General features: G+C 64.2%; 26 protein-coding genes. 12 read left to right on the plus strand and 14 right to left on the minus strand.

All coding sequences use genetic code 11. The features are described 5' to 3' along the window. The first annotated feature begins 240 nt into the window (after window positions 1-240). Genes ACK4FK_RS11545 through ACK4FK_RS11555 form a run of 3 tightly spaced genes read left to right on the plus strand, consistent with a single transcriptional unit; the run spans window position 241 to window position 1854 of the window. Window positions 241-504: a FitA-like ribbon-helix-helix domain-containing protein gene (locus ACK4FK_RS11545; protein WP_409745106.1), complete on the plus strand. Its 264-nt coding sequence runs from the start codon at window positions 241-243 to the stop codon at window positions 502-504. A 13-nt stretch (window positions 505-517) separates the two neighbouring features. Beyond that, window positions 518-940, plus strand: coding sequence for a type II toxin-antitoxin system VapC family toxin (locus ACK4FK_RS11550; RefSeq protein ID WP_409745107.1), 423 nt, complete (start codon window positions 518-520; stop codon window positions 938-940). Then, window positions 925-1854, plus strand: coding sequence for an SAM-dependent methyltransferase (locus ACK4FK_RS11555; RefSeq protein ID WP_409745108.1), 930 nt, complete (start codon window positions 925-927; stop codon window positions 1852-1854). Before ACK4FK_RS11550 ends, ACK4FK_RS11555 begins: the two co-directional genes overlap by 16 nt. 4 nt (window positions 1855-1858) lie before the next feature. Here the strand turns inward: ACK4FK_RS11555 and ACK4FK_RS11560 are convergent, their stop codons facing one another. Beyond that, a complete protein-coding gene (locus ACK4FK_RS11560; protein ID WP_409745109.1) occupies window positions 1859-2911 on the minus strand; it encodes a methyl-accepting chemotaxis protein in 1053 nt (350 codons plus the stop codon). 250 nt (window positions 2912-3161) lie between these two features. Here ACK4FK_RS11560 and ACK4FK_RS11565 point away from each other — a divergent pair, with 250 nt between their 5' ends. Beyond that, window positions 3162-4553, plus strand: a complete 1392-nt coding sequence (locus ACK4FK_RS11565) for a class II fumarate hydratase (RefSeq protein WP_409745110.1) — start codon at window positions 3162-3164, stop codon at window positions 4551-4553. Between the two features lie 107 nt (window positions 4554-4660). After that, complete coding sequence (locus ACK4FK_RS11570; protein WP_409745111.1) at window positions 4661-6082, plus strand: FMN-binding glutamate synthase family protein; 1422 nt, start codon at window positions 4661-4663, stop codon at window positions 6080-6082. On the opposite strand, the gene eutC is transcribed toward ACK4FK_RS11570, so the two are convergent. Together eutC and ACK4FK_RS11580 are read right to left on the minus strand one after the other, a co-directional pair. Beyond that, on the minus strand, window positions 6075-6827 hold the full coding sequence (gene eutC / locus ACK4FK_RS11575; protein WP_409745112.1) for an ethanolamine ammonia-lyase subunit EutC: 753 nt from the start codon (window positions 6825-6827) through the stop codon (window positions 6075-6077). The genes ACK4FK_RS11570 and eutC overlap by 8 nt on opposite strands. Next, complete coding sequence (locus ACK4FK_RS11580; protein WP_409745113.1) at window positions 6824-8209, minus strand: ethanolamine ammonia-lyase subunit EutB; 1386 nt, start codon at window positions 8207-8209, stop codon at window positions 6824-6826. The genes eutC and ACK4FK_RS11580 overlap by 4 nt, the downstream gene beginning before the upstream one ends. A gap of 103 nt (window positions 8210-8312) precedes the next feature. On the opposite strand from ACK4FK_RS11580, the gene ACK4FK_RS11585 reads away from it, so the two are divergent. After that, window positions 8313-9062, plus strand: a complete 750-nt coding sequence (locus ACK4FK_RS11585) for an SDR family NAD(P)-dependent oxidoreductase (RefSeq protein ID WP_409745114.1) — start codon at window positions 8313-8315, stop codon at window positions 9060-9062. Between the two features lie 3 nt (window positions 9063-9065). On the opposite strand, the gene ACK4FK_RS11590 is transcribed toward ACK4FK_RS11585, so the two are convergent. The 8 genes from ACK4FK_RS11590 to ACK4FK_RS11625 form a co-directional block, all read right to left on the minus strand. Beyond that, window positions 9066-9740, minus strand: a complete 675-nt coding sequence (locus ACK4FK_RS11590) for an SOS response-associated peptidase (RefSeq protein ID WP_409745115.1) — start codon at window positions 9738-9740, stop codon at window positions 9066-9068. A 258-nt stretch (window positions 9741-9998) separates the two neighbouring features. Further along, complete coding sequence (locus tag ACK4FK_RS11595; protein ID WP_409745116.1) at window positions 9999-10784, minus strand: serine hydrolase domain-containing protein; 786 nt, start codon at window positions 10782-10784, stop codon at window positions 9999-10001. Window position 10785: 1 nt separating this feature from the next. Next, window positions 10786-11253 carry a nuclear transport factor 2 family protein gene (locus ACK4FK_RS11600; RefSeq protein WP_409745117.1) on the minus strand — a complete coding sequence of 156 codons (468 nt, stop codon included), beginning with the start codon at window positions 11251-11253 and terminating at the stop codon, window positions 10786-10788. Between the two features lie 50 nt (window positions 11254-11303). Continuing rightward, entirely contained in the window at window positions 11304-12152 is an 849-nt protein-coding gene (locus ACK4FK_RS11605) for a substrate-binding domain-containing protein (RefSeq protein WP_409745118.1), read from the minus strand. A gap of 19 nt (window positions 12153-12171) precedes the next feature. Then, the gene (locus ACK4FK_RS11610; RefSeq protein ID WP_409745119.1) at window positions 12172-12906 is read right to left on the minus strand and encodes an ATP-binding cassette domain-containing protein; all 735 of its coding nucleotides are present in this window, start codon (window positions 12904-12906) and stop codon (window positions 12172-12174) included. Window positions 12907-12916: 10 nt separating this feature from the next. Next, window positions 12917-13624, minus strand: coding sequence for an ABC transporter permease (locus tag ACK4FK_RS11615; RefSeq protein ID WP_409745120.1), 708 nt, complete (start codon window positions 13622-13624; stop codon window positions 12917-12919). Window positions 13625-13716: 92 nt separating this feature from the next. Continuing rightward, window positions 13717-14460, minus strand: coding sequence for a cytochrome c biogenesis CcdA family protein (locus tag ACK4FK_RS11620; RefSeq protein WP_409745121.1), 744 nt, complete (start codon window positions 14458-14460; stop codon window positions 13717-13719). 38 nt (window positions 14461-14498) lie between these two features. Further along, window positions 14499-15599 (minus strand): YeeE/YedE family protein, encoded by a 1101-nt coding sequence (locus tag ACK4FK_RS11625; RefSeq protein WP_409745122.1) that lies wholly within the window; start codon window positions 15597-15599, stop codon window positions 14499-14501. Between the two features lie 151 nt (window positions 15600-15750). On the opposite strand from ACK4FK_RS11625, the gene ACK4FK_RS11630 reads away from it, so the two are divergent. The 5 genes from ACK4FK_RS11630 to ACK4FK_RS11650 all read left to right on the plus strand — a co-directional run bounded on the left by ACK4FK_RS11630 (window position 15751) and on the right by ACK4FK_RS11650 (window position 18924). After that, a complete protein-coding gene (locus tag ACK4FK_RS11630) occupies window positions 15751-15975 on the plus strand; it encodes a sulfurtransferase TusA family protein (RefSeq protein ID WP_409745123.1) in 225 nt (74 codons plus the stop codon). Between the two features lie 83 nt (window positions 15976-16058). Next, window positions 16059-16268, plus strand: coding sequence for a hypothetical protein (locus ACK4FK_RS11635; RefSeq protein WP_409745124.1), 210 nt, complete (start codon window positions 16059-16061; stop codon window positions 16266-16268). A gap of 20 nt (window positions 16269-16288) precedes the next feature. Next, window positions 16289-16873: an SPOR domain-containing protein gene (locus ACK4FK_RS11640; protein ID WP_409745125.1), complete on the plus strand. Its 585-nt coding sequence runs from the start codon at window positions 16289-16291 to the stop codon at window positions 16871-16873. A gap of 146 nt (window positions 16874-17019) precedes the next feature. After that, window positions 17020-17904: a hypothetical protein gene (locus ACK4FK_RS11645; protein ID WP_409745126.1), complete on the plus strand. Its 885-nt coding sequence runs from the start codon at window positions 17020-17022 to the stop codon at window positions 17902-17904. Between the two features lie 69 nt (window positions 17905-17973). Next, window positions 17974-18924 carry a calcium/sodium antiporter gene (locus tag ACK4FK_RS11650; RefSeq protein WP_409745127.1) on the plus strand — a complete coding sequence of 317 codons (951 nt, stop codon included), beginning with the start codon at window positions 17974-17976 and terminating at the stop codon, window positions 18922-18924. Window positions 18925-18941: 17 nt separating this feature from the next. On the opposite strand, the gene ACK4FK_RS11655 is transcribed toward ACK4FK_RS11650, so the two are convergent. Beyond that, on the minus strand, window positions 18942-19490 hold the full coding sequence (locus ACK4FK_RS11655; RefSeq protein WP_409745128.1) for an RBBP9/YdeN family alpha/beta hydrolase: 549 nt from the start codon (window positions 19488-19490) through the stop codon (window positions 18942-18944). 4 nt (window positions 19491-19494) lie between these two features. After that, window positions 19495-20898 carry a glutamate--tRNA ligase gene (gene gltX / locus ACK4FK_RS11660; protein WP_409745129.1) on the minus strand — a complete coding sequence of 468 codons (1404 nt, stop codon included), beginning with the start codon at window positions 20896-20898 and terminating at the stop codon, window positions 19495-19497. Window positions 20899-21015: 117 nt separating this feature from the next. Here gltX and ACK4FK_RS11665 point away from each other — a divergent pair, with 117 nt between their 5' ends. After that, on the plus strand, window positions 21016-23223 hold the full coding sequence (locus ACK4FK_RS11665; protein WP_409745130.1) for a ComEC/Rec2 family competence protein: 2208 nt from the start codon (window positions 21016-21018) through the stop codon (window positions 23221-23223). Window positions 23224-23291: 68 nt separating this feature from the next. Here ACK4FK_RS11665 and lexA read toward each other — a convergent pair whose 3' ends face one another. Then, window positions 23292-24029 (minus strand): transcriptional repressor LexA, encoded by a 738-nt coding sequence (lexA, locus tag ACK4FK_RS11670; protein WP_409745131.1) that lies wholly within the window; start codon window positions 24027-24029, stop codon window positions 23292-23294. Window positions 24030-24226 lie beyond the last annotated feature (197 nt).

Here is a 24226-nt window from a genome sequence, read left to right on the forward strand (position 1 = left end):
GTTCTATATATGTTCTTTTACGGCCTGCCGGCAAGGGCTGGCGGCCGGAATCCGGTAAAATTCTCGATAACCCTCTGATTTGACAAAAAGCCATTGGATTTGGCGCAGCGACGCCGGAAATCGCCGGAGAAGGGCCGAGGGCGGCGGAGACCGCCGCGAAACGCCGTCAAAACGACGGAAAAGGTCGAATTTATATCAACGATATCAACGATATCACTTTTTAACGCATAGGAGGCCGGCATGGCCAGCATCGTGATCCGCAACATGGACGACAACCTCAAGGCCCGGCTGCGGCTGCGCGCCCGGCGCCATGGCCGGTCGATGGAGGAGGAAACGCGCGAGATCCTGCGCGACGTCCTGGCCAGCGAAATTCGCTCCGGGCTGGAATTCTGGCGGTCGGTCCACCAGCGCTTCGCCGGGTTGGAGGACGTGTGGTTCAGCCTCGCCCGCCGCGGCGAAGATCAGGCCGCCGGCAGCACAGCAGAACCGCCGACCTTCGGCTGAACGGGGGCGGGCCATGATCGTTCTCGATACCGATCTTTCTGCGACCCTGATGCAGCCCGATCTGGACACGCCAGTCTGGCGCTGGCTGCTGCTGCAGACGGAATCCGAGCTGCACACCACCTGCATCACGGTGGCCGAAATGCTCCACGGCGCGCTGTTGCTGCCGGCCGGGGCGCGGCGCGAGCGGATGCTGGCGGCCCTGGCGGGCTGTTTCGGCGAGGGCTTCGGCGGCCGTGTCCTGCCCTTTGACGCGGCCGCCGCCGTGGAATATGCCGACATCATCGTATGGCGGCGCCACATCGAATGGCCGATCCGGTCTCGCGACGCACAGATCGCCGCCATCGCACGAGTCCATGGCGCCACGCTGGCGACCCGGTATGCGGCGGATTACGGGGAATGCGGGATCAGGGTGATCAATCCGTGGGAGCTGATGTGAAGACGGCCTATCTCGCCGCCGAAGGATTCGAGGCGCAGTTGCGCGAGGAACTTGGGCCGCGCGTTACGGCCGAGCATGGCCGGCTGTTCCTGACCGAAGGCGATGGGGATTCTGCCTGGGCTGCGAATACATGGTTCGACGTGCAGGAGGTTGCCATCGAGTCCATCGGCGATGCGGCGGCGCGGCTGAAGGCGGTCCAGCGCAACTGGGCCGCCTATGCGCCGCTGCATCATCGCCGGGCGAAGCTCATTGTCGAAAAGCTGCCCCATGTCTCGGCCAAGCCGCTCAGCTTTGGCGCGCTGCTGCCCACATCGCCATTGGGCAGCTTTACTTTGCTGGCGCCGGATCGGATGCTTTTTGCCGCGCGCTGTTCTTCGCCGTTGCCGAATGGTGAATTTGTTTTCCACGAGGATCGTGAGGGACCGCCCAGCCGTGCCTATCTGAAACTCTGGGAAGGCCTCACGCGGCACCGGCTGGAATTCGGTTCCGAGTTGCCGAAGGTCGGCGACATCTGCCTCGACCTCGGCTCGTCGCCCGGCGGCTGGACCTGGGTGCTGGGGTCGCTGGGCGCCGATGTCACGGCCGTCGACAAGGCGCCGCTGGCGGCCAACGTCGCGGCGATGCCCAATGTGCGCTGGCGGCAGGGCAGCGCCTTTGCGCTGGAGCCGAAGGAATTTCCGCGCGTCGACTGGCTGTGTTCGGACGTGATCTGCTATCCGGCGCGGCTGCTGAAACTGGTGCAGCGCTGGCTGGGGTCAGGCGGCGTGGCGAACGCGGTCTGCACGCTGAAATTCCAGGGCGAGACGGATTTCGAGACGGCACGCGCCTTCGCCGCCATCCCCGGCAGCCGGCTCGTGCACCTGCATCACAACAAGCACGAGCTGACCTGGCTGTGGCGCCGGCCAATAGGGTGAATGGTCAGGTGCGCGGCTTCTGGGTGATCACGCCATACCAGCCCATGCCATCGTAAGTCTCGTAACCGATGGTCTTGGCGAAAGCGATCAGCGATCCATCGGCGCCATAGTAATAGCCGCGATCCTTGTCGCCGGCCTCCAGCGGGAAGGGCTGGTACAGGCCCTGGTTGTCGGATGCGGCGATGATGCGGCGTTTGGCATCCAGCAGCAGCACGCGCGAGCGCTGCCATTCCTCGGCGCTTAAACTCGGCTCGTCCTTGACGATGCTCATGCCCTGCTTGTCCCAGTCGAACACCACGCCCAGCACGCCCAGCGGCTCGCCGTGGATCTGGCCGCCCGACCGCACGGCGGCGGCATAGATCGCCACCGCCTTGTTGTCGTGGCTGGCGCTCTGGCTGATGTCGTCCACGATGTAGTCGTCGCCGGTCGCCGACTGCATGGCACTCTGGAACCAGCGCGTCTGCGCCACCGAGGCCTTGGCCACGCGCGGGAACAGCTTGGGATTCGAGGTCGCCACCACACGGCCGCGCGCATCCGCCAGCACGAGGTTGAGATAGACGGTGTAGAAGCGGTTGATCATCGCCAGCCGCTCGCCGGCGCGGGCGAAGAGTTCATCCGACGGTTCGGCCAGGGCCTGCCACATGGCATCGTCGGTTGCCCACCAGCGGCAGTCGCAGGTACGCTCATACAGGTTGCGCACGATCAGCTGCACCATGGTCTGCGCCATGTCGGTCAGGCGCGGACCTTCCAGGTCCTTCACGATCTGGTCGACGATCTCTTCCGCCGCGCGCTTGGATTCCGTGATGCGTTTCAGCACCACCTCGCGGAAGCGCTTGGAATTCTGCGACGCCTGGTTGGCCAGCGACTTCACTTCCTGCGCCACCACGGCGAAGCTGCGTCCCACTTCGCCGGCGCGCGCCGCCTCGATCGAGGCATTCAACGACAGCAACGTGGTCTGGAAAGCGATCTCTTCGTTGTTGGCGCCGAATTGCTGGACATCCTGCTCGATGCCGTCGATGAGTTGATGCACCTGCAGGTGATGCGTTTGTGCGGTCATTGTTCCGGGGTGCTCTTGTTTCTGGCGAGACAGGGCCATAAATGCAGGATGTATGCCGACGAGTTTCGCGCGAAGTAGTGGGGACTTGCGCTATCCTTGTGGGTGGTATTTGCGAACTGTAAGCAGAAAACAGACGCGGTTTCACATTATCTTACGTATAGGTTTCCCAATGGCCTGAACGATTCGGCTGTAATTTCGGCATCGATTCAGGGCAAATGACGAAAATTTAGGCTGAAAGGGCGCGATCACCATGCAGACACGCCAGGAACGGGACGCTTTCGGCACCGTGGCGGTCCCTGCCGACAGATATTGGGGGGCGCAGACGCAAAGGGCGCTCAGCCTGTTCCGCATCGGCACGGAAAGGCTGCCGGCGGCGCTGGTGCGCGCGATCGGCCTGCAGAAACTGGCCGCAATCCGTGCCAATGCCAGGCTGGGCGAAGTGCCCACCGATCTCGCCACCGCCATCGAAAAAGCCGCGCGCGAGGTTTGGAGCGGACAATTCGACGATCATTTCCCGCTGCCGGTCTGGCAGATCGGTTCCGGCACCGCCACAAACATGAATGCCAACGAGGTGATCGCCAACCGCGCCAACGAACTGCTGGGGCAGCCGCTGGGTACCAAGTCGCCTGTTCATCCCAACGACCATGTCAATCGCGGGCAGTCGTCGAACGACACCTTCCCGACGGTGATGCATATCGTCACCGTGCTGGAACTGAAACAGCGGCTGATCCCAGCCTTGCAGGCCCTTCAGGCGCAATTGGAAGCAAAGGCGACAGCCTGGGCCGATATCGTGAAGATCGCGCGCACCCATCTGCAGGATGCCACGCCGATGACGCTCGGGCAGGGCTTCGGCGCCATGGCGCGGCAGGTGGAACTGGGCGTCGCGCGCATTCATGACAGCCTGCCGCGTTTATACCTGCTGGCGCAGGGCGGCACGGCGGTCGGCACGGGGTTGAATGCCAAGACCGGCTTCGATGCCGCCTTCGCCCGCGAACTGGCTGAGCTGACCGGCCTGCCATTCGCCGCCAACCCGAACAAGTTCGAGGGCATGGGCGGGCATGATGCCCTGGTGGAAGCCAGCGGGATGCTGAACACCATCGCGGTGTCGCTGGCCAAGATCGCCAACGACATCCGCTTCCTCGGCTCCGGCCCGCGTGCCGGCCTGGCCGAACTGGTGCTGCCGCATGACGGGCTGACCTCCTCCATCATGCCGGGCAAACGCAACCCAACCCTGGCCGAGGCTTTGCTGCAGGTCTGTTATCAGGTAATGGGCAACCACGTCGCCGTTACCCATGCCGCCGCTGCCGGCCATTTCGAGCTGAACGTGGCCAAGCCGGTGATCGTGCACAATATTCTGCAGTCGATCCGCCTTCTGGCCGATGCGGCGGCCGTATTCGGCAGCGACATGGTGGCGGGCATCGAACCCAATACGGCCACGCTGCAGCGCAACGTGGAGCATTCGATCATGCTGGCCACCGCGCTGAACCCGCATCTGGGCTATGACCGGGTGGCGCAGATCGTCAATAAGGCCTTCAGGGATGGGACCAGTCCGAAGCAGGCCGCCATCGAACTGGGCTTCCTCACGGCGGAAGAATACGACCGCCTGGCTGACCCGCGGGGCATGCTTGGGCCCCGGCCGTAGGCGCCCCGGTTATTGGATGTTTATCCCGCTGCACTAGCCCTGATTGTGCTAGACTGTCTCCCAAGTCGCCCTGTCGAGGCGGCATGAATAGGGTGGGAGAGACGGGTATGGTGCTGTATGTCTTCGGCGCCATCGTGCTGGTCGGTTTCGGCACGATGGGCTGGTATTACATCTACGACCGCTGGATCCAGCGCGACCATGCGATCCGCCGTAATTTTCCGATCTACGGCCGTTTCCGCTACATCATGGAAAATCTGGGCGAGTATTTCCGCCAATACTGGTTCACCGCCGACTGGGAAGAGCGCCCGTTCAATCGCCTGACCCGCGCATGGGTCTACCGCTCGGCCAAGGGCGTGTCGAACTACGTTGCCTTTGGCTCCGAGGTCGATGCGCAGCAGCCCGGTCATATCTATTTCCTGCATTCGGCCTTTCCAGTGAATGACGACGAGGCCGAAACCTATACCGGCAAATGGATCGGCAAGGATGTTGTCGGCAAGCCCTACAAGCCAAAAAGCTTTTTCAACATATCCGGCATGAGCTACGGCGCGCTGTCGTCGGCGGCGATCACCGCCCTGTCGGAAGGCGCGGCGATGGCCGGCATCTGGCTCGATACCGGCGAGGGCGGCCTGTCGCCCTATCATCTGAAGGGTGGTTGCGACATCTGTTTCCAGATCGGCACGGCGAAGTATGGCGTGCGTGACGCCGAGGGCAATCTGGACGAGGCCAAGCTGCGCAGGATCGCCGAAATCGAACAGGTGCGCATGTTCTGCATCAAGCTCAGCCAGGGCGCCAAGCCCGGCCGCGGCGGCATCCTGCCCGGATCGAAGGTGACGCAGGAGATTGCCGACATACGCGGCATCGCGGCCGGAAAATCGTCGATCTCGCCCAGCCGGCACCGCGATATCACCGACATCCCCTCGCTGGTTGGCTTCATCAATCGCGTGCGCCGCATCACCGACAAGCCGGTCGGCATCAAGATGGCGGTTGGCAGCTACGACTTCATCGACTCATTTTTCGAATACCTGCAGGACAGGCCCGAGGAAGCCCCTGACTTCATCCAGGTGGATGGCGCCGAAGGCGGCACCGGCGCCGCCCCGGCGCCGCTGGCCGATTACGTCGGCCAGTCCATCGTGCAGTCCTTGCCCCTTGTTGCGCAGCGGCTGCGCGAATACGGCCTGCGCAACCGTATCCGCCTGATCGCCTCAGGCAAGCTGCTCACGCCCGACAAGGTGGCCTGGGCGATCTGCATGGGCGCCGATTACGTGGTATCGGCGCGCGGCTTCATGTTTTCGCTTGGCTGTATCCAGGCAATGAAGTGCAACACCGGGCATTGTCCGACCGGCGTGACCTCAAACGATCCGCGCTTCATGCGGGGTCTCGATCCTGCCCGCAAGGCGGTGCGCGTGGCCAATTATGCCAAGGCGGTGCAGCATGACGTGGAAGCCATCGCCCATGCCTGCGGCTGCAAGTCGGTGCGCGACCTGAAGGCGCAGCATGTCCGCGTCAACGGCGGCGACATCATCATGTAGAACCGGGCGGCAGCGCGGCGACGCCGGCCGGATCGAGTTTCAGGCCGATGCCGCTAAGCTGAAGGCGTTTGGCCTCGTGCAGCAGCCAGAGCAGTGTCGCGGCGGCCTGATCATGGCTCATGCCGTCGGCATGGATGTTGGAGATGCAGTTGCGCTCCGAATCCGCGCGCCCGATACCTGGCGCCCAGGTGAGGTAAATGCCTAAACTGTCGGCCACGCTCAGGCCGGGCCGCTCGCCGATCAGAACGGCCACCGCTTTTGCATTCAGGCAGGCGGCGATGTGATCGCCCAGCGCGACGCGGGCCTGGGTGGCCAATATGATCGGTGCGATGCGCCAGCCTGCCAGCCCCAGCATGCAATGCTGCAATACCGGCACCGCATGTGTCATCGCGGCGCGCGCCGACAATCCGTCGGCGATCACGAAAGCGATGTCCCAGTCGCCGGCATGATCCTTCAGCATTGCCGCCGAGGCATCGTCCAGCCGGCGGCCGAGATCGGGGCGGCGCAGATAGGTGGTGCGATCCGGTGCTTGGCTGCGTACCGTCAGGCAGGGCCGGGGCGCGAGCCTTTCGGTCAATGCGACGCAATCGACGGCGCCGTGCACGGCATCGCGGGCGCGGCCATGGGCGGCCTGGAATTCCAGCAATGCAGTGGTCGGCAATGCATCGCCGCTGCGGCCCAGGCCGATGCGGGCCCGTGTCGTGCCGCGCCAGCGCGCCCAGATGTCGCGTGTCACATCATTCATGGCGCTGTCAGATTGGCCAGTCGGCGCTGCACGGCCTGATCCGGTGGCGGCAGGCGGCCGGCTGAGTCCAGCATGCCCATCCGACCGAGCCAGGCCTCGAATTCCGGGGCCGGCCGAAGGCTGAGCAGGTGACGCAGGCCGAGCACGTCGTGGAAAGACAGGCTCTGGTAATTCAGCATCACGTCGTCGGCACCGGGCACCGCGATCAGGAAATTCACGCCCGCCGTGCCCAGCAGGGTCATCAGGCTGTCCATGTCGTCCTGATCGGCCTCGGCATGATTGGTGTAGCAGACATCCACGCCCATCGGCAGGCCAAGCAGCTTGCCGCAGCAATGATCCTCCAGGCCGGCGCGGATGATCTGCTTGGCATCGAACAGGTATTCCGGCCCGATGAAGCCGACCACGGTGTTGACCAGAAGCGGCTTAAGAGCGCGTGCCACCCCATAGGCGCGCACTTCCAGAGTCTGCTGGTCCACGCCGTGATGGGCGTCGGCCGAGAGCGCGCTACCCTGGCCGGTCTCGAAATACATCACGTTGTCACCGACGCTGCCACGTTTCAGCGCCAGCGCGGCATCACGCGCCTCGCGCAGGATGGCGAGGTCGACGCCAAAGCCTTTGTTCGCCGCCTCCGTTCCGGCAATCGACTGGAACACCAGATCGACGGGCGCACCACGTTCGATCATCTGCAGGGTGGCCGTCACATGGGCCAGCACGCAGCTCTGTGTCGGGATATCGAAACGCTGGCGGATCGTCTCCAGCATTTCCAGCATACGGATGCCATCGGGTACGCTGTCGCTGGCCGGGTTGATGCCGATCACCGCATCGCCGATGCCGAACAGCAAACCATCCAGCAAGGCGGCGGCAATGCCCTCCGGATCATCGGTGGGATGATTGGACTGCAGCCGGCTGGCCAGCCGCCCGGGCAGGCCCAGGGTGTTGCGGAAGGCGGTGACCACCCGGCATTTCGCCGCCACGGCGATCAGATCCTGGTTGCGCATCAGCTTGGAGACGGCAGCAACCATCTCAGGCGTCAGGCCCGGCGCCAGTTGCGCCAATGCTACCGTATCGGCCTGATAGGAGAGCAGCCAGTCGCGGAATTCGCCCACGGTGAGCGCGGCGACCGGCGCGAAGGCGGCGGCATCGTGGCTGTCGATGATCAGCCGTGTCACCTCGTCCTGCTCGTAGGGCACCACGGCCTCGTGAAGGAAGCGGCGCAGGGGCAAATCGGCCAGCGCCAGTCTTGCCGCCACGCGGCGTTCGTCGCTCTCGGCCGCGATGCCCGCCAACTGATCGCCCGAGCGCAGGGGCGAGGCGCAGGCCAGCAATGTCTTCAGGTCGGCGAAGACATGGCGGGTTCCGTTCAGGCTGGCAGCATAGGGCATGATATGACCGGCCGATAATCAGCAAGAAGCATACCAGAGACCTGAAGCCGTTGCATGACGGAATGGTTTCCGTGAAGCTGCGGACAGCGAACAGGAGGCCGATATGGAACTTGGATTGAAGGGCAAGCGAGTCGTGGTGGCGGGTGGCAGTCGCGGCATCGGCCGCTCGATCGCCCTGGCCTTTGCCGGCGAAGGCGCGGATGTGTCGATCTGTGCCCGCTCGGAAGGCGCGCTGCGCGAAACCGAGGCGGAACTGAAGCGCGCCGGCGGTCGGGTCCATGCCGCCATCTGCGACCTGGGCGACGGCGCCGCCGTGCGCAGTTATGTCGAGGCTGCCGCCGCTGCATTGGGCGGCATCGATATCCTGGTCAACAACGCTTCGGGTTTTGGCCGCACCGACGACGAGGCCGGCTGGGCGGCATCGATCAATGTCGACCTGATGGGCAGCGTGCGCGCCAGCCATAACGCAATCCCGCATCTGGAGAAGGCCGGCGGCGGCTGCATCCTGCATATCTCGTCGATCTCGGGGCTGGGCGCCAATGTGCGCACGCCGCCCTATGGCGCGGTGAAGGCGGCCCTGATCCAGTACACGCTGACCCAGGCCGCCGCGTTGGCGAAACAGAACATCCGCGTGAACTGCATCGCCCCGGGCTCGATCGAGTTTCCCGGCGGTGTGTGGGACCAGGCCAAGGCCAACAATCCAAAACTCTATAATGCCATCCTGGGCGGCATTCCCTTCGGCCGCATGGGCAAGCCGGAGGAGGTTGCCAATCTGGCGTTGTTCCTGTGCTCGGCTGCGGCGAGTTGGATCACCGGCCAGACCGTGGCGGTGGACGGCGGTCAGAACCTGTAGGCGTCAGGCCACCTTCAGCGCCGGATTGAGCGGCGCGAAGCATTCGGGCCCATCCACTTTCACGCCGTTGACAACCGGCGTGACGCGATAGCGTGCCATGGCCTCGGCCGGATAAGGCTGCATCAGACGCTGCAGCATGCCGGGCGGCGTGGCCGGGTCGAGCCAGAGCGAAAACCGTTCCGGCGGCAGGATCACCGGCATGCGCTCATGCAGAGGGCTGAGATAGTCGTTGGCTGCCGTGGTGAGGATGGTGAAGCAGTCCTCGCCGCCATAGGCGGGCTCGCTTTGCCACAGGCCGGCGAAGGCAAACAGGCCGCCGCCTTTCAAGCCGATCCGCCACGGTTGTTTCGCTTTCTGTCCTTCGATGGCCTGCCATTCATAGAAGCTGTCGGCCGGCACCAGACAGCGGCGTTTCGCGAAGGCTTCGGCGAAGGTGGGCTTGCCCGCCGCCGTTTCGCTGCGGGCGTTGATCAGCGGCGCATTGTTGGGCCCGGCAAAACCCCAGCGCAGGGGCACGAGTTCGCCCTTACCGGGCATGGAGCTGCGCAGCACAAAGCTTTTCTGGGTCGGCGCAATGTTCCAGCGCGGCGCCAAATTGGGGCGCTGCATCAGCTCATAGGCCTCGAAGAACGAGGCCAAGTCGTCGAGCGATTTGGTCAGGCTGTAGCGGCCGCACATGCAGCCTGCATAGCCGATCCGGCCCGAGTCGGGCTAGTCCGGCGCGGCTTCATATCCTAGCCAGAGCAAGGAGGGGCGTCGCCCCGGGAAAACCGGGGCGACCAGTTTGGAGATGAAGGACAGGCCGGCATCGCCATTGGTGAATACGACCAAGGCTTTTGCGGCTTCCGAAGTGGCAATCGTGAAGGCTTTGTAGCCTTTCTGGTCGCCCCAGTGGAAGAAATTGCGTGGCCCTATTTCCAGGCCCCAGCCGAGCCCCTAGGCAATATCGGGATTGCAGACCGGTTCTGGCGCGGCGTCGAGCGCGGTCAGCTGGTTTCGAAAGACATTGGCGTGAGGCGTGAGCCAGTCCTGCAGAAAGGAAATCTGCAATACGGCTTGCAGGAAGCGGGCATAATCCTGTGCCGTGGTGTAGAGGGAGCCGGCGGCATTCGCCGCCAAGGCGCGCTTACCGACAAAGCCGTCTTCAAAGCGGTTTCCCGATGCGGTATGTGGTGCGGCGTGGTTGGGCGGGAATTTGTCCTGCCATACGAAACTGGAATTGCGCATGCCCAGTGGTTCGAAGATCAGCCGTTCAGCGATCTGCTCGAATGAATCGCCGCGAATCTGTTCGATTGCCCGTTGCAGATAAATGAAGCCTTCCCCGGAATAGCTGAAGCGATCACCGGGCGGGTAATATACGCGCAGTGGGTATGAATCGCTGCACCAGTTGGGTAGGCCGCTGGTATGAGACAGGACATGTCGGGCTGTGATCGCCTGCGCATCCGGGATGTGTTCCATATATTGCGGGACATACCGGGCGAGAGGCTGATCTAGAGAGAGCACACCATCCTGCACGAGAATCATCGCGACGAAGGCCGCGACTGGTTTGCTGAGCGAGGCGGCTTCGAAAACCGTGGTGGCATCCACGGGCCTGCCGGACTCTACATCGCTGACGCCGACTGTTGTGCAGACTGGCGGTTCATCGCCCCGAACCATTGCCATCGACAGGCCCGGAACACGATGTTCGGCCATTAGGTCTGCAATATCCCTTGTAGTTTGCATATCAGCCCAGATGAGGCCTGGCCTCCGGGCGGGCTTTCAGTGCCGCGCCTTCGCGGGAAAGGATTTTCGCCACGCGCTCGGGCGGAAAGCCGAGGTCGAGCAGGGCGGGGCCGGTATTGGCCACCTCGCGGTATTCGGCAATTTTGCCGTCGCGCAGGGTATAGATGCCCACGCCCTCGAACATCACGCGTTTGCCTTGTGCCTCAGGCAGCAGCGATTTGTAGGAGAAGGTGTAGCGGGCATAGAGCGTGCGGCCGTCGCTGACCGGATCATGCAGGTGCCAGCGGAAATCCTCGGCCGTTCGATAGAACCAGTCGTTCACCAGTTCGGCGATACGGGCGCGGCCCTGGAAGGCGCCGTAGAAGACGTCGTGATAGACGGCATCCTCGGTAAACAGCTGCGCGAAGGCCTCGCCATCGCGTTTCTGCACGGCCTCGCTGAAGGCGCGCAACAGGGTTGTGGTGTCCATCGTTTCCTCCTGGTTCCCGAATGGTAGGGGGAAACGACGGGTCCGTAAACTCAGCTATTCTGGCCCGGCTTATAGTTCGGGAAGAACAGCTGCTCGCCGCCGATCCTGTAGTCGGCGATGGCATCCTGGCCCTCCTTCGAGGTCAGCCAGTCGATGAAGGCCTTGCCCTCGGCCGCCCTCACATGGGCGTGCCTCGCCGGGTTTACCAGCATCACGCCGTACTGATTGAACAGCTTCGCGTCGCCTTCCACGGCGATCACGAGGTCGCCGCGGTTCTTGAAGCTGAGCCAGGTGCCGCGATCGGTGAAGGCATAGGCATTCATGGCGCTGGCGGTGTTCAGCGTCGGGCCCATGCCGGAACCGGTCTCGCGATACCACCCCTCGCCGGCCGCCTTCACATCGATGCCGGCTTCCTTCCAGATGCGCAATTCGGCGGCATGGGTGCCCGAGCTGTCGCCGCGCGAGGCGAACGGCGCCTTGGCGGCAGCGATCTTCCTGTAGGAGTCCACCACATTGCGGCTGCCGATCACCCTGGCCGGGTCGTTTTTCGGGCCGACGATGACGAAGTCGTTGTACATCACCAGTCTGCGGTCGACGCCGAAGCCGGCATCGATGAATCTCTGCTCGGCCTCCGGATCGTGCACGAAGACCACGTCGGCGTCGCCCTTTTCGCCGGTCTTCAGCGCCTGACCGGTGCCCTGTGCCACCACGCGCACCTCGATGCCGGTCTTCTTGGTGAAGATCGGCAGGATATGGCCGAACAGGCCGGACTGCTCGGTGGAGGTGGTGCTGGCCACCACGATGAACTTACTCGATGTCTGTGCCTGTGCAAAAGCAAGGCTGCCGGTCAGAGCGAGCGTGGCGCCGGCCACCAGGCCGAGGACATGTCTACGCTTCATGGGCGCCTCCGCTATCGGATTACCAGGCGAGATCGCCATTGAGGAAGGCCTGTGCCGGGGCGCTGCGCGGCCCATTGAAGAATTCCGCGGCCGGCGTACGTTCGGCGATGCGGCCACGATGCAGGAAGATCACATCCCCGGCCAGCCGTCGCGCCTGGCCCAGATCATGGGTCGTCATCACGATTTTGGTGCCGCTGGCCGCGATGTCGGTGATGATGCTCTCAACCTGTCGCGTGGCGTTGGGATCCAGCGCAGCGGCGGGTTCATCGAGGAACAGGATCTGCGGGCCCAATGCCCAGGCCCGTGCCAGCGCCAGCCTTTGCTGTTCGCCGCCCGATAGGACGCGGGCCGGACGCTGGGCCAATGCCGTGAGGCCGACGCGCTCAAGCGCCTCCATGGCGCGGGCAAAGCGTGTGCCGGCATTCAGGCCGCGCAGTTTCAGCGGGAACAGCATGTTGGCCAGCACCGAACGGCGCAGCAGCACCGGCTTCTGGAACACCATGGCTTGGCCGAAACGCAGGGCTTCCGGATTCTGCGCTGCCAATCCCTGCCAGACCACGCGACCGGCCGTGGGCTGGATCAGGCCGTGGCAAAGACGCAGCAGCAGGCTTTTGCCCGCACCGTTCGGACCCAGCACCAAGGTTGGCGCGCCAGGATGGAACGCGAGATCGATGCCCTGGATCAGCATCTGGCCATTGATGGCGTAATGCACGTTCTCAAGGACCAGCGGCAGAAGCATGGCGGGCGCATGCATGGCTGGCACCTCATGCCCCCTGGGCACGCCGGGCGGCGTTGCCCAGCGCGGTGGCGGCGGCGTTGATGCTGATGGCGATTGCCAGCAGCACGATGCCGAGCGCCATGGCCAGGGCCAGATCGCCGCGGCTGGTTTCCAGCGAAATTGCGGTCGTCATGGTGCGCGTCACGCCGGCGATGTTGCCGCCGACGATGATGATGGCGCCGACCTCGGCGATCGCGCGGCCGAAGCCCGCCAGAACGGCCGTGCTGAGACTGAAGCGGCCGTCCCATAGCAGGGTGGCTATGGCGCCGAGCCGGGTCAGGCCGAGCGAGCGGAGCTGTTCCTCGTATTCGCGCCACAGGTCCGCCACCACCTGGCGCGACAATGCAGCAACGATGGGCGTGATCAGCACTACCTGGGCCACCACCATGCCGGCGACGGTGAACAGCCAGCCGAAGGCACCGAGCGGACCGGAGCGGGAAAGAATCAGGTAGACGATCAGGCCGACCACCACCGGCGGCAGACCCATGCAGGCATTCAGCACCACGATGCAGGCATTGCGGCCCGGAAAACGCGCCAGCGCCAGGAAGGCGCCAAGCGGCAGGCCGATCAGGCTGCCGATCACCACGGCGGTGAGACTGACGCGCAACGACAGGCCGATGATGCGAAGCAGCTCGGCGTCGAAATGCCAGATCAGGCTGAGCGCGAGATGGAAAGCGTCGGTGATCGTGTTCACGACACCGACTTAGCGCATGCCTTAGTCCCGGCAAAGGGCTAAGCGGTTATGTCCACAAGCAGTTTTGGCAACAAAAAATCTTGTCGCCAAATTCAGCCGAACTTCGCCAGCCAGGGGAAGGCCTCCAGCATGTAATAGCTGATTTGGCCCAGGCTGTTGGTGAAGATCAGGATTCCGGTGATCACTAGCAGGGCCCCGGCCACGATCTCCACCTTGTGCAGGTGACGGCGGAATTTCTGCATGAAGCGCATGAAGGGTTTCACTGCCAGCGCCGCCAGCAGGAAGGGGATGCCCAGGCCGAGCGCATAGGTGGCCAGCAGGGATACGCCATAGCCGAGCTGGTCGCGGCTGGCAGCAACGGTGAGGATGGTGGCGAGGATCGGGCCGACGCAGGGGGTCCAGCCGAAGGCGAAGGCCAGGCCGATCACATAGGCGCCGACGATGTTGGTCGGCCGCTCGGTGGTGTTGATGCGTGCCTCGCGGTAGAGCAGCGGAATCTTCAGCAGCCCCATGTAATGCAGGCCGAAGACCACGATCACGGCGCCGGCGACCTTGCCGATGATGTCGATATTCTCGACGATCAGGCGGTTCAGCGCCGAAGCGGTGGCCCCCATGATGATGAAGACGGTGGAAAAGCCGATCACGAAGGCCAGCGCCGAGACGAATACGCGGCGGGTGAGGGCCGGATCGACGCCATCTTCGCCAACCAGACGATCCAGCGTGGTGCCGGCAACGAAACACAGATAGGCCGGTACCAGCGGCAGCACGCAGGGGCTGAGGAAGCTCAGCAGGCCTGCGCCGGCGGCGGCGGCATAGGAAACGTCAAGACCACCCATAACGGCATTCACTCCCGGCGGTTGGCCGCCGGAATGCATCAGCCGCGTGCGAATAGCGCGCGGATCGCCCCGGGCAGGCTGCCTTCTTCAAGATAGCGGACGCCCAGAACGCCGCCAATCACGATGCCGCCAAGTGCGACAAAGCTGCCCAGGGCGAGCGTGCCGATCCCGGTCAGGCCCTGACCGACGGTGCAGCCCAGAGCCGTCACGCCGCCGATGCCCATCAGCGTGCCGCCAAAGACATGTGACATGACATCCTGCGCGTTGGCGAAGCTCTCGACGCGGAAGCTGCCATCTGCCTTTGCCATGAGGAAAGCGCCAAGGATCACGCCACCCACGGTGCTGACGCCGAAATCCAGGGTCGCACCGGTGAAGGTCATCAGATATTGCAGGGCGTTGCCGATGGGCGCGACAAAGGTCATGGATACCAGGGGCGCCGGTTCGAAGTCGTCGGCCCCCAGGATCCCGGTTGCGGCCCAACCGCCAGTGATGGTGAGGCCGATCACGATGCCGGCGGCGATCAGCGTGGGCTGTCGACGGAAACGCGCATTGCTGAAAATCCACAGCAGCAGCGCGGCGGCAATGGCCAGCACCAGGATCCAGCGCAGCAGGCGGGCATCGGCGCCGAAGGCGGCCAATAGGTCGGGCAGGGTCTGGCTGGCGAAGCCGCGGCTTTTCAGATCGATCACCGACCAGCCTTCCAGCCACAGCCGTGCCGGACCGATCAGGCCGCGCAGGGTGGCGTAGCCGGCGATACCGATCATCAGCACCACCAGCAGGGACTTCAGGTTCCCCGCGCCCAGCCGCACGAGCGTGCGGCTGCCGCAGCCGCCCGCCAGAACCATGCCGAAGCCGAATAGCAGGCCGCCGAAGGCAGCGCCCAGCCAGCCGAGGTTGGCGGTGGCGTAGATCGAGGCGTTGAGGTCGATCAGGCCGGCCAGATGCAGCAACTGGCTGCCCAGCATGGCTGTGGCGATGGCCAGTGCCCAGGCGCGTGCCCGATTGCCGTCACCCATCAGCACCAGGTCGCTGATCGCGCCCATGGTGCAGAAGTTGCTGCGTTGCACGGCGGCGCCGAACACGATCCCCAGCACCAGGCCGGCAAGATTGACGAGATAGGGCAGGGGCATGGCACTCATGACGGCTCGGCGATACGGTTGCGGGCTGTTGCGGCAGCAATTATGACGGGATGGCTGAGGATTATAGTATTTACATTATGGAAGTGAAGTATTATATTAATCAACAAAATATATCGTTAAATATGTTCGAAAGCCCTACGGAACCCCAGCCATGAGTCAGACTCTCGATGTCAAAGGCTTGAATTGCCCGTTGCCGGTCCTGCGCGCCAAGAAAGCGATGAAATCGGTGGCAAGGGGCGACGTGTTGACGGTCGAGGCGACAGACCCCAACACCATGCGGGACATGGCCGCCCTGTGCGAGGCATCTGGCTTCACCCTGCTGTCGTCGGAGGAGCGGGGCGGCGTTTTCGTCTTCCGCATCCAGCAGGCCGCCTGAACACACTCTGGTTCCCGTTGCAGGAGTTGGCGCATCACCTTGAATGCGCTAGCCTGCGGACCTCGCGATTCAAGGTGTTTACGATGGCAAAGTTCTCGGCCGACGACATAGTTCCGGGCCAGCGTTTCGAGCAGCGGCATGGCTTCATTTGGCGCGTCACGCGCCTGATCCAGTTTCCCGGCGAGGACGCCATGCATGTCCAGCTGATCAACGAGCGGGATGCCAGCAGCACCAAGACCGTATCTGTCAGCGCCTTGCTGGACCGCAACCTGTTCAAGCTGGTCGAGAAATGATGCTGGCGGCGGCGCTTCCGATGCCTGTGCGCCGCCTGCTGGCCATGCTCGGCCTGTTTGCTCTCGTGGCCTGCGCCGCCGATACGGCGCCGCCCGCGCCACCGGTGGCAGCCGAGCCTCCACCACCGGTGGCGGTCGCTCCGCCCCCACCGTCGCCCCCGCCACCCCCGCCGCCGAATGTCTTTGCCGGCCATGTCGCCAGCTACAAGACATTGCTGGAGGCTGAAGCCGCCTGGCCCAAACTTTCGGAACGCTTCCCTGTCATGAGGGGCGCGGCCAAACGGTATGTCGAAGTCGATCTGGGCGGTGATCGCGGCAAGGTTTTCCGCTTGCTGCTTGGGGCTTTCCCGGATCGTCCGGCGGCTGCCGACTATTGCCGCAGCCTGCGGGGCGCTGGTGTGTATTGCGCGCCGCATGACTTGCCCGCGCCGGAAATGCCGGCGCCCACCGCGGCTACCCCATCCCTTTTGCAGCCCGCACCGCCGCCACAGGCCGCGACGCCGGCCCCAGCCCCCGCGGCAAACCCGCCCACTCCCGCGCCTGGCCCCAGGCCAGCCCCCACGCCGGCACAAGGCATGCCGGCCTCGGTGCTCAAACAGGGTTAACCCATCGTTAACCTGCAGTTGTGCCTGTATTGCTGTGTTAACAGTTTTCTGGCACAAACGATGTGTTGCGAAGGCGTCGCAGGCAGTTCCGTCCCGGGGCGGATGCACCGACTGGGCCTATTGCGGCAGACAGGCAGGTTGCTGCGGTGAATGAGGCGATCAAACCGGTTGTTCAGGAGACCCTGAAGCTGGTCGGCGTGGTGGAGAGCCAGAGCCGCGAACTGCTCGCCTTTTGCCAGGAGCCGGCCAACCTGTCGGGCTATTTCTCCGAATACAAACGCTTCGTCGAAAAGATCGAGCATTTCTACGTCTTCGTCGACCTAGTCGACGGACGCATCCCGGAATTCGATGAAAGCAAGCAGAAGCCCCTGCGCAAGCATCTTTCCAAGATCCGCTGGAAAATAACCATCCTCGAACTCGATACCACGCGGATCTACCTGATCAACATCCGCAGTTCCGGTCGTCGCCTGCCGCTGGGCTCGCGTGAATTCCTTTCCCGTCGTCTTGATCGCCTGAGCGAGATCGCCCAGTATTACGACCGGTTCGGCGAGGAGCACGACCTGCCGCCGATCAGTCAGGAACTGATCGAGGCCGTGCGCAAGCTGCTGGAGCAGAGCATCGAGAATGCGCCGCGGCTGGACGAGTTCCAGCCCGCGCCGCCGCCGCCCAAACTCTCGGCGACCCCGGCAATGCCTGCATCGAACCTGATGGCGCCGGAGGCGGTGTCGGTTTCGCGGTCGCTGTTCAATGTCGGCCTTCCCAGCCTGCCGCCCAAGCTGAATGTGAAAGAGCAATGGGGCCGCTTCTATGTCGAGAAGGGCTCGATCGTGGCCGTTTCACAGGCCTGCAAGTCGGCCGCGATTTCTCTCGACCAACTGGCGCAGAAGATCGGTGTCAGCCGCGTTGCGCTCACACTGATGCTGAGCGGGCAGGACCCCATGCCGCGCCCGGCCATGGAAAAGCTGCAGCAATTCATGGCCGACCAAGCCCGCATGTCGCAGCAGGCCGAAGCCCGCCGGCGCGGGCTCTAAGTTCCTCCAGATTGAGAAAACTTGGCTCCCGCATATCAGCTCACCCGGTAGCACACGGCAGAATAGTATATGCATACAGCAATTGCTTTGTTCGGCGGTATTGCCCTGCTGCTCGGGGGCGGGGAGATGCTGGTACGCGGTGCAGCCCGCTTCTCCGGGAATATCCGCATCTCGCCTCTTATGATCGGTCTCACCGTTGTTGGATTCGGCACCTCTATGCCGGAATTGGTAACCAGTATTGAAGCGGCAAGTATCGGTGCGGCGGGAATTGCAGTTGGCAATATCGTTGGGTCCAATATCGCAAATGGCCTGCTGATCCTTGGGCTATCTGCACTGGCATCGCCATTATCAATAGAAACCGCCGCATTGAACCGGGATTGCCGTGCCGTGATGGTGGCATCGGTTCTGCTGCTTGCAGCCGGCTTGACCATCGGACTCGGCCGGATTGCCGGCATCATCTTCCTGCTGATGCTGGTGGGGTATCTGGTGCTAGCCTACAGGCAGGAGAAGCGATCTTCTGTGCCCGGTGGGGTATCGCCGGCAATTCATGGTGTACGGCTGACCCCGGCGGCGATGGCTGCGCCGCTGCTGCCGATGTTTGCAGGGCTGGCTGGTGTGATCTTCGGGGCGCAGATTCTGGTTCAGGGCGCTGTAGCTTTGGCTGACTCGGCGGGTTTGTCTCACTCGTTGATTGGCCTGACGATCGTAGCGGTCGGCACCTCTTTGCCGGAACTGATAACCTCTATAGTGGCTGCCGTCCGCAGGCAGGGGCAGATTGCGCTCGGCAACGTGCTGGGCTCAAACATCTTCAACATCTTCGGCATCGGTGGCGTGACTGCTATGGTGGCGCCCGGGCCGGTACCGCCTGAAATGACCTCGGTGGAATTGCCGCTGTTGGTTGTTTCCACGGGTCTGATCATCGTTTTTTCGGTATCGGGGCGCGAGATCAGCCGTCGTGAGGGTGCGTTGCTGGTGCTGGCTTATCTGACCTACCTGGCTTACGCGATCAATCGCGCCTGAAGCGCACAGGCTGGCAATTATTCTGCAGCGATCAGGTCGGCAAGCAGGGCTGCACCGAATGGCCAGTCGCCAAGGCCGGAGGATGAGTTGAGATGCCCACAGGCGCCGGCATCGATGAACCGCGCACCCCAGCAACGCGCGAAATATTGCGCCCTGCTGAAATCCACAAAGGGGTCATCCCGACTCGCCACCACAACGGCAGGGCAGCCAAACCGTGCCAGCGGCATCGGCCGGAAGCCATGGGTCTCGGGCGGCGTATGGCTGTCGGAATCGATATCCGCAGGTGCCACCAGCAGCGTGCCATGCAGATTGCCGCCATGACGTGCGATCCAATGGGCGGCGAGCGAACAGGCCAGGCTATGCGCCACCACCAGCGGGGGCGCCGGGCAGGCGCGGATCGCGGCATCGAGTCGGGCGAGCCAGTCGGCGAAGTCTGGCTTGTCCCAATCGGCCTGTTCGACGCGGATGAAATCGGGATTCAGCTGCTGCCAGCGGGTTTGCCAATGCTCCGGGCCGGAATTGCCCAGGCCGGGCACGATCAGCACCGAGGGGCGCAGCGGCTGCATAGCTTCAGCCAGCCGCCTCTTGCAGCCGGGCCAGCGTTTCCTCGCGGCCCAGCACGGCGAGAACGTCAAAGATCGGCGGCGACACGGTGCGGCCGGTCAGCGCGGCACGTAGCGGCTGTGCCAGCTGGCCCAGCTTGACCTGCTGAGTCTCGCTTAACGAACGGATCGCGGCTTCGGTATTGGCGGCGGTCCAGTCGGAAACCTGGTACAGCTTATCGATCATGGTCTTCAGCCGCGCCTTTGCGGCATCATCCAGATGCTTCTGTGCAGCGGCATCCGGCTGGATCGGGCGCTGGGCAAATAGGAACAGCAGGGCCTCGGCCAGTTCGTTCAGGTCCTTGGCGCGTTCTTTCACGGCCGGCAGGATCATTTTGATCTGCGCCTGCTCGGCCTGATTCGGTGCACGGCCGGCATGTTTCGCGATGAACGGCAGCGCCGCCTGCAGCAGGTCGTCATCGCCGCTATGGCGGATGTAGTGGCCGTTCAGGTTGTTCAGCTTGGCGAAATCGAAACGAGCCGGCGAACGGCCGACATGGTCAAGGCCGAACCATTCGATCGCCTGCTCGGTGGAGATGATCTCCTCGTCACCATGGCTCCAGCCCAGCCGCAGCAGGTAGTTGCGCATTGCAGCCGGCAGGTAGCCCATATCGGCATAGGCCTCGGTGCCCAGCGCGCCATGGCGCTTGGACAGCTTGGCGCCATCCGGCCCGTGGATCAGCGGAATATGCGCAAATTCCGGCACCGGGAAGCCGGCGGCAAGATAAAGCTGCGTCTGCCGTGCGGCGTTGGTGAGATGGTCGTCGCCGCGGATGACGTGGGTCACGCCCATGTCGTGGTCATCGACCACGACCGAGAGATTGTAGGTGGGGGTACCGTCGGAGCGCAGGATGATCAGATCGTCGAGCTGCTCGTTCTGGAAGGTCACGTCGCCCTGGACGTGATCCCTGATCACGGTGGCGCCGGCCTGCGGCGCCTTGAAGCGCACCACCGGCTTCACGCCGACCGGCGCATCTTTGGGGTCGCGGTCGCGCCAGCGGCCGTCGTAGCGCATCGGCCGGCCCTCCGCCTTCGCCTTGTTGCGCATCTCTTCCAGTTCTTCGGGCGAGCAGTAGCAATGATAGGCCTTGCCCTCTGCCAGCAGGCGATGCGCCACCTCGGCATGGCGCTTCATGCGGGCGAACTGCATCACCGGTTCGCCGTCCCAGTCCAGCCCCAGCCACTTCAGGCCCTGGAAAATCTTGTCGACCGCATCCTGGGTCGAGCGTTCGCGGTCGGTATCCTCGATGCGCAGCAGGAAGGTGCCGCCGTGATGGCGGGCGAACAGCCAGTTGAACAGGGCCGTACGGGCACCGCCGATATGCAGGTAGCCGGTGGGCGAGGGGGCAAAACGGGTAACGACTTTGGTCATCGGGCAATCCGGAAAGCGAAGGAAGCAGGGTTTTAGCATACGGGGGCAGGCGGGCAAGCCGCGTTCCCGTTTTGCACGGATTGGCGGAAGCAGGGCTTGCATGCAGAGAATTCAGCCATGGCGCGGCCGGCCCGATTTCTCCTGGGGCAGCGGGTTGCCGCCGGCCTGACCGCCGGCTGGCGCGACCTGCGCGATTTCGACGCCGCCACCTGTTTCCTGTCGGAACGGGAGCGCTGGTTCCTCTGGCTGCCGGCCCTACTGGGCAGCGGCATCGTCCTGTATTTCCTGCTGCCGGCCGAGCCGCCCCTGCTGCCATCGCGGATGGGCATTGCCGCCGGGATTGTGGTGCTGTTGCTGGCGCTGCGCCGACCGCCCTGGCATTTGCCGGTGCTGGCTGCTTTTGCGGTTTGCTGCGGCCTGTGGCTGGCCGCCGAACGTAGCGCGGCTGTCTCGGCGCCGGTGCTGCAGCGGCCGAGTGGCGCAGTATGGCTGGAGGGCCGCGTGGTCGAAGTCGAACCGCGCGATGCCGGCCATCGCCTGCTGCTCGACGATCTGGTGCTGCCGGGATTTACCGCGGCTGAGACGCCGCAACGCCTGCGTATCACGTTGCGGCGCGATGGCGATCCGCTGTGGCCGGGCGATCGCATCCGGGTCCGTGCCATGCTGCTGCCGCCACCGGAACCCGCCATGCCCGGGGCCTTCGATTTCGCGCGGTATGCCTGGTTTCGGCAGATCGGCGGCGTCGGTTATGCGATCAGTACGCCCGAGGCCATGCCGAGCGGCGAGGAGGCCGGCCTGCGCGACAATGCCATGCTGGCCCTGAGCGCCCTGCGGCAAGACTGGACGCGGCGCATTGCGGCGCAAACCGAAGGTGCTGGCGGAACCATCGCCACGGCCCTGATGACCGGCGTGCGCGGACCGATCCCCGATCACATCGATGCCGCCTTTCGCGATTCCGGACTGGCACATGTGCTGTCGATCTCGGGCCTGCATCTTACTCTTGTGGCTGGATTGCTGTTTTTCCTGGTGCGTGCCGTGCTCGCCCTCAGCCCGGCTTTAGCGCTGCGCTATCCGATCAAGAAATGGGCGGCCGGCGTGGCGCTGCTGGGCGCGCTGGCCTATACGCTTGTCTCTGGCTCCGCTTTGCCCACCCTGCGCGCCCTGTTGATGATTGCGCTGGCATTGTTGGCCGTGATGCTCGATCGACGTGCCATCACGCTGCGCGCCGTGGCATGGGCGGCGCTGCTGATGCTGGTTCTCTGGCCCGACAGCCTGCTCGACCCCGGATTCCAGATGTCGTTCGCCGCCGTCACCGCCCTGGTGGCGGCGTTCGAGGACCTCGCGCCGCGCCTGACGCGCTGGCGCCAGCAGGCCGGAGGATTGCGCATTGCCCTGCTGTGGCTGATCGGGGTGATGGCCGCTAGCCTGGTGGCGGGACTCGGATCGTCGCTTTTTGCCGCCTACCATTTCAACCGTGTGGCCGATTACGCGCTGATCGCCAACCTGCTGGCGGCGCCGTTGGTGGATTTCTGGATCATGCCGCTGGTCGTGCTGGCCTTCATCCTGATGCCGCTGGGGCTGGAAGTGCTGGCGCTGACGCCGATGGTGTGGGGCGTCGATCTGCTGATCGCGCTGGCACAATGGGTGGCGGGTTGGCCCGATGCAGTCGGCACCGTGCCGGCGATGCCCGGCTGGGGTCTTGCCGGGGTTACGCTCGGCGGTTTGTGGCTCTGCCTGTGGCGGCGGCGCTGGCGCTGGCTGGGTGTCATCAGCATCTGTGCCGGCGCCGCTTCCCCCTGGCTGGCAGCGCAACCCGACCTGCTGGTCTCAGGCGATGGCCGCCTGCTGGCAGCCCGCGCGCAAGATGGCCACGTTTATTTCTCCAGCACACCACCGCGGGGCTTCACGGCCGAAGCCTGGTGGGAAAGGCTGGGGGCGCCGCCGCTCTATCCATGGCCGGCGCTGAGGCGTAACGAAACCGAAGGCCGCGCCGGCGCCGATGGCAGCCTGCGCTGCGATCCCGCCGGCTGCGCCTGGCGCCATCAGGGCTTTCTTGTCGCGTTTCCCAGACAGCCGCAGGCCATCGCGGAAGACTGCCGCCACGCCGATGCCGTGATTGCCACACAGATGCCGGTTCGCTACCGCTGCCCATCTGCGCGGGTGGTGATCGACCGCAATGATCTGTGGCGCAATGGCACCCATGCCTTGTATCTGGACGCCCAGGCCGGCATCCGCGTCGTGACGGTGGCGCATGTGCGCGCCCGGCGGCCATGGGTGATCGCCAGAGGGCATGGCGCCATGCGCGACAATGAAATCGCTCCGTGACGGACAGGCAAGCGGGCAAGAAAAAAGGCGGGATGCCCCGCCTTTTTCCGAAATCGTGACGCCCTGTCTCAGTAGCGCCGCAGCAGGCCGACCAGCCGGCCCTGCACCTTGACCCGGTCTGGCCCGAAGATGCGGGTCTCGTAGGCCGGATTGGCGGCTTCCAGGGCCACAGAGTTGCCTTTGCGGCGCAGGCGCTTCAGCGTCACTTCCTGATCGTCGACCAGGGCGACCACGATGCTGCCGTTCTCGGCGTTGTCGCTGCGCTGGATGATCACGGTGTCGCCGTCCATGATGCCGGCATCCACCATCGAATCGCCGGCCACTTCCAGGGCGTAGTGGTCGCCATTGCCGAGCAGACCGATGGGCACGTCGATCTGGGTGCTCATGTCGCGCAGGGCCTCGATCGGCGTGCCGGCGGCGATGCGGCCGTAAAGCGGCAGGGTGACAATGTCGCGCGCATTATAGGGGCTGACATTCACCGGCGTGCCCTGCATTGGGCCGCCGCCCTCGACAGCGCGGGGCGTGAGGCGGTTGCGCGGAGCCGCAGGACGGACATTGCCGCCGCCCACACCGCCGCGGGTCGGCACGGCCGAATCGGGCAGGCGCAGCACTTCCAGCGCGCGGGCACGGTGGGCGAGGCGGCGGATGAAGCCACGCTCCTCCAGGCCGGTCACCAGCCGGTGGATGCCCGACTTGGACTTCAGTTTCATCGCCTCTTTCATTTCCTCGAAAGAGGGAGAGACGCCGGTCGTTTCCAGCTTCTCGTGAATGAACAGCAGCAGGTCGTGCTGCTTGCGGGTCAGCATGGTCAGCCTCCTCGGTCTGGGTTCGGCCGCCCTGGTTCCGTCCATCGCGGCCCGCCGAGACGCGAGTCCTGCGAAAACGGAGAGCCGGAAATGGGATCCAGCCAAGCGGAACGAACAAGAAACCCACGAAATGTTCTAATGAGGTTCTGCATTCGGGTCAAGTATTTTTCCACAGGCCTAGGGATATATGTGGGGTA

Origin of the sequence: Ferrovibrio sp. (assembly GCF_046297895.1) — a bacterium.
Taxonomy (GTDB): Bacteria; Pseudomonadota; Alphaproteobacteria; order Ferrovibrionales; family Ferrovibrionaceae; genus Ferrovibrio.

What these genes read in the sequence shown, in the direction of transcription:
- ACK4FK_RS11585 (WP_409745114.1), top strand. Translation starts at nt 8,313, where the DNA reads ATGGAACTTGGATTGAAGGGCAAGCGAGTCGTGGTGGCGGGTGGCAGT.
- ACK4FK_RS11635 (WP_409745124.1), top strand. Translation starts at nt 16,059, where the DNA reads ATGGCAAAGTTCTCGGCCGACGACATAGTTCCGGGCCAGCGTTTCGAG.
- gltX (WP_409745129.1), bottom strand. Translation starts at nt 20,898, where the DNA reads ATGACCAAAGTCGTTACCCGTTTTGCCCCCTCGCCCACCGGCTACCTG.
- ACK4FK_RS11650 (WP_409745127.1), top strand. Translation starts at nt 17,974, where the DNA reads ATGCATACAGCAATTGCTTTGTTCGGCGGTATTGCCCTGCTGCTCGGG.
- ACK4FK_RS11570 (WP_409745111.1), top strand. Translation starts at nt 4,661, where the DNA reads ATGGTGCTGTATGTCTTCGGCGCCATCGTGCTGGTCGGTTTCGGCACG.
- ACK4FK_RS11595 (WP_409745116.1), bottom strand. Translation starts at nt 10,784, where the DNA reads ATGCAAACTACAAGGGATATTGCAGACCTAATGGCCGAACATCGTGTT.
- ACK4FK_RS11630 (WP_409745123.1), top strand. Translation starts at nt 15,751, where the DNA reads ATGAGTCAGACTCTCGATGTCAAAGGCTTGAATTGCCCGTTGCCGGTC.
- ACK4FK_RS11610 (WP_409745119.1), bottom strand. Translation starts at nt 12,906, where the DNA reads ATGCATGCGCCCGCCATGCTTCTGCCGCTGGTCCTTGAGAACGTGCAT.
- ACK4FK_RS11665 (WP_409745130.1), top strand. Translation starts at nt 21,016, where the DNA reads ATGGCGCGGCCGGCCCGATTTCTCCTGGGGCAGCGGGTTGCCGCCGGC.
- ACK4FK_RS11640 (WP_409745125.1), top strand. Translation starts at nt 16,289, where the DNA reads ATGCCTGTGCGCCGCCTGCTGGCCATGCTCGGCCTGTTTGCTCTCGTG.
- lexA (WP_409745131.1), bottom strand. Translation starts at nt 24,029, where the DNA reads ATGCTGACCCGCAAGCAGCACGACCTGCTGCTGTTCATTCACGAGAAG.
- ACK4FK_RS11560 (WP_409745109.1), bottom strand. Translation starts at nt 2,911, where the DNA reads ATGACCGCACAAACGCATCACCTGCAGGTGCATCAACTCATCGACGGC.
- ACK4FK_RS11545 (WP_409745106.1), top strand. Translation starts at nt 241, where the DNA reads ATGGCCAGCATCGTGATCCGCAACATGGACGACAACCTCAAGGCCCGG.
- ACK4FK_RS11580 (WP_409745113.1), bottom strand. Translation starts at nt 8,209, where the DNA reads ATGCCCTATGCTGCCAGCCTGAACGGAACCCGCCATGTCTTCGCCGAC.
- ACK4FK_RS11565 (WP_409745110.1), top strand. Translation starts at nt 3,162, where the DNA reads ATGCAGACACGCCAGGAACGGGACGCTTTCGGCACCGTGGCGGTCCCT.
- ACK4FK_RS11590 (WP_409745115.1), bottom strand. Translation starts at nt 9,740, where the DNA reads ATGTGCGGCCGCTACAGCCTGACCAAATCGCTCGACGACTTGGCCTCG.
- eutC (WP_409745112.1), bottom strand. Translation starts at nt 6,827, where the DNA reads ATGAATGATGTGACACGCGACATCTGGGCGCGCTGGCGCGGCACGACA.
- ACK4FK_RS11605 (WP_409745118.1), bottom strand. Translation starts at nt 12,152, where the DNA reads ATGAAGCGTAGACATGTCCTCGGCCTGGTGGCCGGCGCCACGCTCGCT.
- ACK4FK_RS11550 (WP_409745107.1), top strand. Translation starts at nt 518, where the DNA reads ATGATCGTTCTCGATACCGATCTTTCTGCGACCCTGATGCAGCCCGAT.
- ACK4FK_RS11620 (WP_409745121.1), bottom strand. Translation starts at nt 14,460, where the DNA reads ATGGGTGGTCTTGACGTTTCCTATGCCGCCGCCGCCGGCGCAGGCCTG.
- ACK4FK_RS11625 (WP_409745122.1), bottom strand. Translation starts at nt 15,599, where the DNA reads ATGAGTGCCATGCCCCTGCCCTATCTCGTCAATCTTGCCGGCCTGGTG.
- ACK4FK_RS11600 (WP_409745117.1), bottom strand. Translation starts at nt 11,253, where the DNA reads ATGGACACCACAACCCTGTTGCGCGCCTTCAGCGAGGCCGTGCAGAAA.
- ACK4FK_RS11655 (WP_409745128.1), bottom strand. Translation starts at nt 19,490, where the DNA reads ATGCAGCCGCTGCGCCCCTCGGTGCTGATCGTGCCCGGCCTGGGCAAT.